We start from the raw sequence: 9,864 nt of genomic DNA on the forward strand, positions 1-9,864 counted from the left end.
TCTCGAGGAACTGGTCTCGGCCCTCCACGGCCTCGTCGGTCATGTAGGCGAGCCGGGTCGCCTCGCCGGCGAACACCTGCTGGCCCATGAGCCCGTCGTCGGTGAGGTTGAAGGCGAACTTCAGCATGCGCTGGGCCTGCGGGCTCTTGCCCATGATCTCGCGCGCCACCCGCAGCGCCTCGGTCTCGAGGTCGGCGTGGTCGGCGACGATGTTGACCGCGCCCATGCGGTGCATGTCGTCGGCGGAGTAGGTGCGGCCGAGGAAGAAGATCTCGCGGGCGAACTTCTGGCCGACCATCTTGGCGAGGTAGGCCGAGCCGTAGCCACCGTCGAAGGAGCCCACGTCGGCGTCGGTCTGCTTGAAGCGGGCGTGATCGCGGCTGGCGATGGTGAGGTCGCAGACGACGTGGAGGCTGTGGCCGCCGCCGGCCGCCCAGCCGTTCACGACGGCGACGACGACCTTCGGCATGGTGCGGATCAGCCGCTGCACCTCGAGGATGTGCAGCCGGCCGCCCATCGCCTTCACCCGCGCGTGGTCGACGGTGTCGGCGGTCTCGCCGTCGGCGTACTGGTACCCCGAGCGCCCGCGGATGCGCTGGTCGCCGCCGGAGCAGAAGGCCCACTTGCCCTCGCTGCCGGTGCCGGCCGGGCCGGGGCCGTTGCCGGTGAGGAGCACGCAGCCGACGTCGGGGGTCATCCGGGCGTGGTCGAGCGCGCGGTAGAGCTCGTCGACGGTGTGCGGGCGGAACGCGTTGAGGACCTCGGGCCGGTCGAACGCGATGCGCACCGCGCCCACCTCGCGCGCCCGGTGGTAGGTGATGTCGGTGAAGTCGAAGCCCGGCACCTCGTCCCAGGCCGCCGGGTCGAAGGTCTCGCTGACGGTCCGCTGCTCGCTCACCTGCGCGAGCCTAACGGGGCGCCCGTGGCCGTATGCCGTGTGGCCGCGTCCAGCGGAGTGCGGCAGCGACTGCGGCTGCCCCGCCGCGAGCCGACTGGTGGCGGGGACCGCGGCACCGCAATAGCGTCGGCCGCATGGCTCTTCGCTGGTACTCCGTGGTCGTCGACTCCCACGACATCGCTGCCCAGGCGCGGTGGTGGCAGGAGGTCCTGGACTGGACGATCGTCTACGAGGACGAGCACGAGGTGGCCCTCATCCCGAAGGACATGTCCACCGACCCCCTGGACGCGGCCGAGTGGCACCAGCAGCGCCAAGGGCTCGTCTTCGTGCCGGTGCCCGAGGGCAAGACGACGAAGAACCGCCTGCACCTCGACCTCGCGCCGCACACCAGCCAGGACCGCGACGCCGAGATCGCCCGGCTCCTCGCGATGGGCGCGACCCCGGTCGACGTGGGCCAGAGCGCCGACGTCACGTGGACGGTGCTGGCCGACCCGGAGGGCAACGAGTTCTGCGTCCTCTCCTCGCGCGACCGCTGAGCTGTCCCCTCGGGCCGCTCGAGCCCCACGCGTCTCGCCGGCCCTGCACCATATGGATGGTTTTGTCATGAATGGGTAGCGTGGCTCGGCGAACGTCAGCGTCGACTCGAGGAGCCCCCATGGCCACGCAGACCACTGCCCGCACCGACGAGGGCACCAAGCCGGGCTGGAGGCTCATCGGACCCGGCCTCGTGGTCGCCGCGACCGGTGTGGGCGCCGCCGACCTCGTGGCCACGCTGATCGCCGGCAGCAAGTTCGGCTACGCCCTGCTCTGGACCGTCGTCGTCGGCTGCGTCATGAAGATCGTGCTCGTCGAGGGGGCCGGCCGCTACTCGCTCGCGACCGGCCACACCATCTACGAGGGGTGGTCCAGGCTCGGTCGCTGGACCCACTGGTACTTCGGCCCGTACATCGTCATCTGGGGCTTCGTCTACGGCGCCGCTGCGATGGCCGGGACGGGCCTTCCGCTGCACTCCCTGCTGCCGGTCCTCCCGGTCTGGGCGTGGGGCATCCTCTCCGGGCTGATCGGCCTGGGGCTGGTGTGGTGGGGCCGCTACTCGCTCTTCGAGAAGGTGTGTGCGGCCCTCGTCGGCATCATGTTCGTGACCATGGTGGGCGCGGCCCTGCTGACCCTGCCCAACGTCCCCGAGCTGGTCACGGGTCTGGTGCCGCTCATCCCGGACTCCGGCCTGGTCAACGTCCTGTCCCTGGCGGGCGGCGTCGGCGGCACCATCACCCTCGCCGCCTACGGCTACTGGATCCGCGAGAAGGGCTGGACCAGCCCGCGCCACATGCGGGTCATGCGCCTCGACAACACGGTTGCCTATGTCGTCACCGGCATCTTCGTGACCGCCACGCTCATCGTGGGCGCGGAGCTGCTCTACTCCGCCAACATCGCGGTCAAGACCGGCGACAAGGGCCTCCTGGACCTCTCGACCGTCCTCGCCGACCGTTACGGCGGCTGGGCCGGCAAGGTGTTCCTCGTCGGCTTCTGGGCGGCCGCCATGTCCTCCCTGGTGGGGGTGTGGAACGGCGTCTCGATGATGTTCGCCGACTTCGTCGGGCACATCCGCGGGCAGGGCGCCGACCACCCGGACGCCAGGCTCGGCGGGCGGTACTACAAGGCCTACATCCTGTGGCTGACCTTCCCGCCGATGATCATGATGTTCCTCGGCAAGCCGGTCTACCTGATCCTCGCCTACGGCGTCCTCGGCGCGTTCTTCATGCCGTTCCTGTCGGTCACGCTGCTGTGGCTGTTGAACCGCAAGGACGTCCCGAGCGAGTGGCGCAACAAGGTGTCCTCCAACGTCGTCATGGCCCTCATCGCGGTGGCCTTCATCGCCCTGGCCGTCAACGAGCTGCAGAAGGCGGTGCGCGGCGCCTGACCGCCCGGGCAGGACCTGGCGGGCCGCGGCGACGCCTCATCCCGGACCCCGGTTGAATGTGCTGCATGACCGACAGCCCGCCGCCCGACCTCGACACCGTCCTGGCGGGGCTGCGGGTCGTCGCCATCCCGATGCGGGTGCGCTTCCGGGGCATCACGGTCCGCGAGGCGGCCCTCATCGAGGGTCCCCGGGGATGGGGCGAGTTCGCAGCCTTCCCCGAGTACGGGCCGGTGGAGGCGTCGCGCTGGCTCGGCGCCGCGGTCGAGGCCGCGTGGCACGGGTGGCCGCCGGCGCGGCGCGGGCGAGTCCCCGTCAACGCCACCGTCCCCGCGGTGCCGGCCGGCGAGGTGGCTCGGGTGCTCGCCGGGTTCGACGGGTGCGAGACCGCGAAGGTCAAGGTCGCCGAGCGAGGCCAGTCCCTGGCGGACGACGTGGGCCGCGTGGCCGCCGTCCGTGACGTGATGGGCGCCTCCGCACGGATCCGGGTCGACGCCAACGGCGCCTGGGACGTCGCGCAGGCGAGCGACGCGCTCGCTGCGCTCGCGGCATACGGCCTCGAGTATGCCGAGCAGCCCTGCGCGACCGTGGACGAGCTCAGGCGGCTGCGGGTCGCGCTGGCGCGCCGCGGGGTCGAGGTGCCCGTCGCCGCCGACGAGTCCATCCGCAAGGCCGAGGACCCGCTCCGCGTGGCCCGCGAGGAGGCCGCAGACCTCGTCGTCGTGAAGGTCGCCCCTCTCGGCGGGGTGCGCCGGGCCCTCGACGTCGTGGCTGCCTGCGGGCTGCCGGCGGTGGTCTCCTCGGCGCTCGAGACCTCGGTCGGCATGGCCGCCGGGGTGGCCCTGGCGGCCGCGCTCCCGGAGCTGCCGTATGCCTGCGGGCTGGGCACGGTCGCGCTGCTCGAGGGCGACGTCGCGGCCGACTCCCTGGTGCCCGAGGGGGGCGACCTGCCGGTGCGGCGGGTGGCGGCTGACCCCGGGCTCCTCGAGCGCTGGGCGGCTCCGGAGGACCGCCGGGCCTGGTGGGCCGGCCGGGTGGCCGCGTGCTGGTCCACCGCGGGCGAGCACCCGTGGAACCGTCCCGGCTGACGACAGGACGCCCCGCCGGCCTGGCAATACAGTCGACGTCGTGAACATCATCTTCGTCGAGCCCGCCTTCCCGGCGAACCAGCGCAGGTTCGCCCTCGCGCTCGCCACGGTCGGCGCCAACGTCATCGGCATCGGCGAGAGCGACGAGTGGGCGCTCGACGACGAGCTCCGCAGCGCCATGACCGGCTACTACAAGGTCGGTTCGGTCACCAGCGTCCGGGAGATGACCGACGCCGTGCGGTTCATCCAGGACCGGGTGTGGGTGGACCGGCTCGAGGCCACCGTGGAGGCGCACACCATGTCCGCGGCGCAGGTGCGCGAGGCGACCGGCATCCCCGGCACGTCGGTGCACACCACCTGGCTGTGCCGCGACAAGCCCTCGATGAAGCAGGCGCTCCGGGAGGCCGGCGTGCCGACGGCCGCCTCGACCGCCGCCGACCACGCCGACGAGGTGTGGGCGTTCGCGGCCACGGTGGGCTACCCGCTGATCCTCAAGCCGCGTGCGGGCGCCGGCGCCCAGGACACCATGCGCGTCGACTCCGACGCCGAGCTGGCGCACGCGCTCACGGTCTTCGGCGCCCACGGCGCGACCTCGATCGCCGTCGAGGAGTTCGTCGAGGGCCACGAGGGCTTCTACGACACCATCACCCACCACGGCAGGGTGGTGCACGACTGGACGACGCACTACTACCCCAACGTGCTCGAGGCGATGCGGACCCGCTGGATCTCGCCGCAGTTCGTCACGACCAACCGGATGGCCGACTCGCCCTTCTACGGCGAGGTCCAGGAGCTCGGGCAGCGCGTGATCGAGGCCCTGGGCATCGGCACCTCCGCGACCCACATGGAGTGGTTCCACGGCCCGAAGGGGCTGCGCTTCTCCGAGATCGGCGCCCGCCCGCCCGGTGTCGGCTGCTGGGACCTCTACTCGGCCAGCAACGACGTCGACGTCTACCGGGAGTGGGCCCACATCATCACCCATGGCATGCCAGAGCAGCGGATGCGCCGGCCCTACTCCGCGGGGATCGTCGCGCTGCGTCCCGACCACGACGGCCAGATCCGCGGCTACAGCGGCATCGACGAGATCCAGGGCCGGTACGGCCAGTGGGTGCTCGACGGGCACTTCCCGCCAGAGGGCCACCACACCCAGCCGGTGGAGGCGGGCTACATGGCCAACGCGTACGTGCGGATGCGCCACCCCGACTACGACACCCTCCGCGGGATGCTCGACGACGTGGGCCGCACCATCCACGTCCACGCCGGCTGACCCCGTGGGAACGACCGTCCTGCTGGGTCCCCAGCGCTTCATGACCACCGCCGGCAGCACCCTGCGGGCACTCGAGGTCGAGGGCCCGGTGGCGACCATCACCGCCGGGTGGGAGGAGCGCGAGGACGAGGACGCCGAGCTCGACGCGGTGCTCGACGGCCGCAGCCGCAACCTGAGGCTGCACCACCGCATGTTCGACGTCCTGGAGAAGGACCCCGCCTTCGCCGCGGCGGCGCTCGCCTTCCGTGACCGCCACGACGAGCTCCTCGGCTTCTACCGACTGCGCCTGCAGGGGGCCATGGAGGGCGTGTACTCCGTGCAGCGCCGCACGTCCGTCCACGGCACCGGGGAGGCCGCGCTGGCCGACGCGGTCGAGGCGGTCCGCCACCTCGACGGCTGGTACTCCGGCCACCTCAAGGACCTCTACCGCGCCTTCGACGAGCAGGCCCCGCTGGAGCAGAGCGAGGTCCTCGGGTGGCACCGCGGCGAGCTCGCCGCGATGCTCGGGGAGTGCGCCGCGCTCGTGGTCACCGGCGGCCACGTCGGCACCCTGCTGCGCACGCTGCGGATGTTCGCCCTCCCGGTCCCCGACACCCTGCCCGTCATCGCGTGGTCGGCCGGCGCCATGGCGCTCACGACCAGGGTGGTGCTGTTCCACGACTTCGGACCCCATGGCTGGCACGAGGCGGAGGTCTACGACCGCGGCCTGGGTCGGGTGCCCGGTGTGATCGCCCTGCCGCACGCCCGGCGCCGGCTGCGGCTCGACGACCGCGCGCGCTCCGCCGTCCTCGCCCGGCGGTTCGCCGAGCACCGCCTGCTGCTGCTCGACGACGGCACCTCGGCCGTCTTCGACGGCGAGCCGGTGCGCCCGGGCGAGGCCGCGGCACCCGGCCCGCTGCCGCACGGCGTGCGGGTGCTGACAGCCAACGGCACGGTGCAGGAGGTGGGAGCGGCGTGAGCGGCCGGCGGATGGCGCTGAACCGGCTGCGTGAGCGGCTCCCGGTCGATGCGGCCGCCCTCGACCGCTTCGTGGCCCGGCACGGCTCGCCGATCATCGAGGGGGAACGGGCGACGTTCCTGTTCCGCGGCGACGCGGACGCGGTGTCCGTCCGCCACCGCGTGGTCGGCCTTCCCGACCCGCTGGAGATGCGCCGCCTCGACGGCACCGACCTGTGGGCGGCGAGCACCGTCCTGCCCGAGGGTTCCCGCGTGGAGTACCAGCTCGAGCTGCGCCGCGGCGAGCACCACGAGCGGTTCAACGACCCCCTCAACCCCCGCGTGGCCCACAGTCCCGTGGGGTCGAGCTCGGTCTGCGCGGCCGTCGGCTACGAGGTGCCGGACTGGGTGCGCCCCGACCCGGAGGCGCGGCCGGGCGAGTTGGTCGAGCAGGTCCTGCGCAGCAAGGCGTTGCGCCGGGACCAGCCGGTGCACCTCTACCTGCCCGCGCGCTTCCACCGGGCGAAGCGCTACCCCTTGCTGGTGGTGCACGACGGCACCGACTACCTGGGGTATGCCGCGATGAAGACGGTCTTGGACAACCTGATCCACCGGCTCGACGTGGCGCCCCTGGTCGCGGCGTTCGTCCCGCCCCGGGACCGGCTGAAGGAGTACCCCAACCACGCGCCCCACGCCCGGTTCGTCGCGCGCGAGCTGGTGCCGCGGATCAGCGAGCAGCTCCCGCTGGTCGACACGCCGGAGGGACGCTGTCTCATGGGCAGCAGCTTCGGCGGCATCGCCTCGCTGTCGACGGCGGTGCGCTACCCGGGGTTGTTCGGCTCGCTGCTGCTGCAGTCGGCGTCGCTGGTCTTCACCGACATCGGCACGGAGCACGGCGGCGGCCCCTACTTCGACCCGGTCGTGAAGTTCGTCAACCGCTACCGCGCCCGGCCCAGCGCCCCGGTGGAGCGGATCTACATGAGCTGCGGGACCTACGAGCCGCTCATCACCCCCAACCGGTCCATGGTCCCGGTGTTCCGCGAGGCCGGGATGACCGTGCGCTTCACCGAGGCCCGCGACGGGCACAACTGGGAGAACTGGCGGGACCGGCTGCGCGACGGCCTGTCCTGGGTCTACCCCGGTCCACAGAAGTTCGTGTACGAGTAGAGAACCGACCCGTCAACAGCACGAGGAGGTCGACCGTGAAGGTGACCGAACGCTGGCACTCCGAGCGCATGCACCGGCCCGTCACACTGGCGCGGTGGGGGCACTTCGGTGTGCCCGTCCTGGTCTTCCCCACCGCCGGGGGCGACGCCGAGGAGGTCGAGCGCAACCACCTCGTCCGGCACCTGTGGCCGCTCATCGACGACGGCCGGGTGAAGGTCTACTCGTGCGACAGCGTCGCCGGGCGCGCCATGGTCGACAAGGAGGGCACCCCTGCCCACCGCATGTGGCTGTTCAACTCCTTCCACGAGGCGGTGGCCAACGAGGTGGTCCCGGCGATCCACGCCGACTGCGGCGGCCCGCAGCCGATCGTGGTGGCCGGCTCCTCGATCGGTGCGTTCAACTCGTTCGCCCTCATCTGCCGCTACCCCCACCTCTTCGACGCGGCCGTCTGCATGAGCGGCACCTACCGCATCGAGACCTTCCTCGGCGGTGAGGTCACGCAGGACATGTACTTCGCCTCGCCCCTGCACTTCCTCCCCGGGCTGGACGGCCCGCTGCTGGACGAGCTGCGCCGGAAGTTCGTCATCCTCGCGTCCGGCAGCGGCCAGTGGGAGGACATCGGCGAGTCCTGGGCGGCGGCGCACGTGCTCGGCAGCAAGGGTGTGCCCAACCGGGTCGACGACTGGGGCCCCGGCTACGACCACGACTGGCCGACCTGGTGGCAGATGCTGCCGGTCTACCTCGACGACCTCGTCCCGTGACTGGCCTCGCTGAGGACCTCGCCGCGGCCATCGCCGCCGCGGTGGACGAGGGTATGCCGCGGGCACGCGCCGACCTCGAGCGCCTGGTGGCCAACCGCTCGGTCGCCGACCCGCAGATCGAGCCCCCCGAGGAGTGCGCGGCCGCCGCCTCGCTCGTGGCCGGCTTGTTCGGTGACGTGGGGGTGATCGGGGTGGAGTCGCTGCCGGCGCCGGACGGGTCGGTGGCGGTCGTGGGGCGCACGCCGGGGCCGGAGGGAACGCCGTCGGTGCTGCTCTACTCGCACTACGACGTGGTGCCGGCGGGCGACCTCGACGCGTGGGAGTCGCCGCCGTGGCAGCTCACCGAGCGCGACGGGAGGTGGTACGGCCGGGGCGCCGCGGACTGCAAGGGCAACCTCGTCGCAACCCTGCTCGCCCTGCAGGCCCTGCAGGAGGTGTGCGGCGGCTGGCCCGTCGAGGTGGCGGTCATCTGCGAGGGGTCGGAGGAGCAGTCCAGCGGCGGCACGGAGGCCCTGCTGCGCGGGCGGCCGGACCTCGTGCGGTGCGACGCGCTGGTCCTGGCGGACACCGGCAACGTCGAGCTCGGCCGGCCGACGCTGACGACCTCGCTGCGGGGGACGGGAAGCGTGCTGGTGACGGTCTCGACCATGGGCCGGCCGGCCCACTCGGGCATGTACGGTGGCGCGGCCCCCGATGCCCTCCAGGCGCTGCTCATGGCGCTCGCGAGCCTGCGCGACGAGACGGGGGAGACGACCGTCGACGGGCTCGCCCACGACGGGAGGTGGGCGGGGGCGGCCTACGACGTCGAACGGTTCGCCGAGGACGCCGGGCTGCTCGAGGGCGTCGCCCCCCTGACCGGGAGCGACGGCACCGTCGCAGACCTCGTCTGGGCCAGGCCGGCTGCGACGGTGCTCGCGATCGACGCCCGGCCGGTGTCGCAGGTCACTGCCGCCGTGCACGGGACCGCCACCGCTGTCGTCAACCTGCGCACCCCGCCGGGTGTGGACGCCGAGGAGGCCCAGCGCCTGCTCATCGAGCACCTGCGCCGCCACACGCCCTTCGGGGCCCGGGTCGAGATCCGGCCGGTGTCCCTCGGGCAACCCTTCCGGGCCCGCACCGACGGCCCGGCGTACGCGGCGATGGGCAGGGCGATGGCCAGCGCCTTCGGCCACGACGTGACCACGACGGGGCAGGGCGGCTCGATCCCCCTGGCGACCGCGCTGGCCGACCTGCTGCCGGACGCCGAGATCCTGCTGCTCGGCGTCGAGGAGCCCGGCTCGCGCATCCACGCCCCGAACGAGAGCGTGCACCCCGACGAGCTGCGGCGGACGGCGCTCGCCCTGGCACTGTTCCTGGCCGACCTCGGCGGGCTGCTGGAGGCCTGAGCCGTGGCGACCACCGAGGCCGACGCGGCCGAGATCCTGGGCGTTCTCGGCGCGGCAGAGCCGAGGCTGGCCGGTGGATGTGGTGTCGACGCGTTGGCCGGTCGGCAGACCCGGGAACACCGCGACCTGGACGTTATCGTGCCGGCGCACCGGGACGCGCACCGTGAGCAGGACGGGCACGACCTGGCCGTCCGCGCCAGCCTGGGGGAGCAGCCATGACCGTGCGCTGGGTGTGGCTGTTCCTCGACCTGCCCGAGGAGCGCTACGACGAGGCCGAGGCCTTCTGGCGGGAGGTGGCCCGCAGCGACCTCTCGGCGCGGAGAGGGCAGCACGGGGAGTTCGCGACGCTGCTGCCGCGCGAGGGCGACCCGTGGCTCAAGGTGCAGCGGGTCGGCGGGTTGGGCGGCGTCCACCTCGACCTCGACGTCGAGGAGCCACTCCCGGAGG

At 72.7% G+C, this 9,864-nt stretch carries 11 protein-coding genes; 10 read left to right on the plus strand and 1 reads right to left on the minus strand.

Annotation, left to right across the window (positions count from 1 at the left end; translation table 11 throughout):
- The coding region (locus VIB11_RS02085) for a 1,4-dihydroxy-2-naphthoyl-CoA synthase (RefSeq protein ID WP_332027892.1) at positions 1-898 on the minus strand (898 nt) is incomplete at its 3' end.
- 134 nt (positions 899-1,032) lie between these two features.
- Here VIB11_RS02085 and VIB11_RS02090 point away from each other — a divergent pair.
- From VIB11_RS02090 to VIB11_RS02135, 10 genes are all read left to right on the plus strand, one after another.
- Positions 1,033-1,434 (plus strand): VOC family protein, encoded by a 402-nt coding sequence (locus tag VIB11_RS02090; RefSeq protein WP_332027894.1) that lies wholly within the window; start codon positions 1,033-1,035, stop codon positions 1,432-1,434.
- Positions 1,435-1,553: 119 nt separating this feature from the next.
- Positions 1,554-2,819: an Nramp family divalent metal transporter gene (locus VIB11_RS02095; protein ID WP_332027896.1), complete on the plus strand. Its 1,266-nt coding sequence runs from the start codon at positions 1,554-1,556 to the stop codon at positions 2,817-2,819.
- Between the two features lie 65 nt (positions 2,820-2,884).
- The gene (locus VIB11_RS02100) at positions 2,885-3,904 is read left to right on the plus strand and encodes an o-succinylbenzoate synthase (RefSeq protein ID WP_332027898.1); all 1,020 of its coding nucleotides are present in this window, start codon (positions 2,885-2,887) and stop codon (positions 3,902-3,904) included.
- Between the two features lie 40 nt (positions 3,905-3,944).
- On the plus strand, positions 3,945-5,168 hold the full coding sequence (locus VIB11_RS02105) for an ATP-grasp domain-containing protein (RefSeq protein ID WP_332027899.1): 1,224 nt from the start codon (positions 3,945-3,947) through the stop codon (positions 5,166-5,168).
- Positions 5,169-5,172: 4 nt separating this feature from the next.
- Positions 5,173-6,126, plus strand: a complete 954-nt coding sequence (locus VIB11_RS02110) for a hypothetical protein (protein WP_332027901.1) — start codon at positions 5,173-5,175, stop codon at positions 6,124-6,126.
- Positions 6,123-7,271, plus strand: a complete 1,149-nt coding sequence (locus tag VIB11_RS02115; RefSeq protein WP_332027903.1) for an alpha/beta hydrolase-fold protein — start codon at positions 6,123-6,125, stop codon at positions 7,269-7,271. Before VIB11_RS02110 ends, VIB11_RS02115 begins: the two co-directional genes overlap by 4 nt.
- A 35-nt stretch (positions 7,272-7,306) precedes the next feature.
- Positions 7,307-8,032 carry an esterase family protein gene (locus VIB11_RS02120; protein ID WP_332027905.1) on the plus strand — a complete coding sequence of 242 codons (726 nt, stop codon included), beginning with the start codon at positions 7,307-7,309 and terminating at the stop codon, positions 8,030-8,032.
- Positions 8,029-9,417 carry a M20/M25/M40 family metallo-hydrolase gene (locus tag VIB11_RS02125; RefSeq protein WP_332027907.1) on the plus strand — a complete coding sequence of 463 codons (1,389 nt, stop codon included), beginning with the start codon at positions 8,029-8,031 and terminating at the stop codon, positions 9,415-9,417. Before VIB11_RS02120 ends, VIB11_RS02125 begins: the two co-directional genes overlap by 4 nt.
- Before the next feature lie 3 nt (positions 9,418-9,420).
- The gene (locus tag VIB11_RS02130) at positions 9,421-9,636 is read left to right on the plus strand and encodes a nucleotidyltransferase domain-containing protein (protein ID WP_332027909.1); all 216 of its coding nucleotides are present in this window, start codon (positions 9,421-9,423) and stop codon (positions 9,634-9,636) included.
- Positions 9,633-9,864: VOC family protein (locus tag VIB11_RS02135; protein ID WP_332027911.1), on the plus strand; the 232-nt coding region annotated here is incomplete at its 3' end. The genes VIB11_RS02130 and VIB11_RS02135, both read left to right, overlap by 4 nt.

This window comes from Pedococcus sp. (assembly GCF_036554925.1).
Taxonomy (GTDB): domain Bacteria; phylum Actinomycetota; class Actinomycetes; order Actinomycetales; family Dermatophilaceae; genus Pedococcus_A.

What these genes read in the sequence shown, in the direction of transcription:
- VIB11_RS02090 (WP_332027894.1), top strand. Translation starts at nt 1,033, where the DNA reads ATGGCTCTTCGCTGGTACTCCGTGGTCGTCGACTCCCACGACATCGCT.
- VIB11_RS02095 (WP_332027896.1), top strand. Translation starts at nt 1,554, where the DNA reads ATGGCCACGCAGACCACTGCCCGCACCGACGAGGGCACCAAGCCGGGC.
- VIB11_RS02100 (WP_332027898.1), top strand. Translation starts at nt 2,885, where the DNA reads ATGACCGACAGCCCGCCGCCCGACCTCGACACCGTCCTGGCGGGGCTG.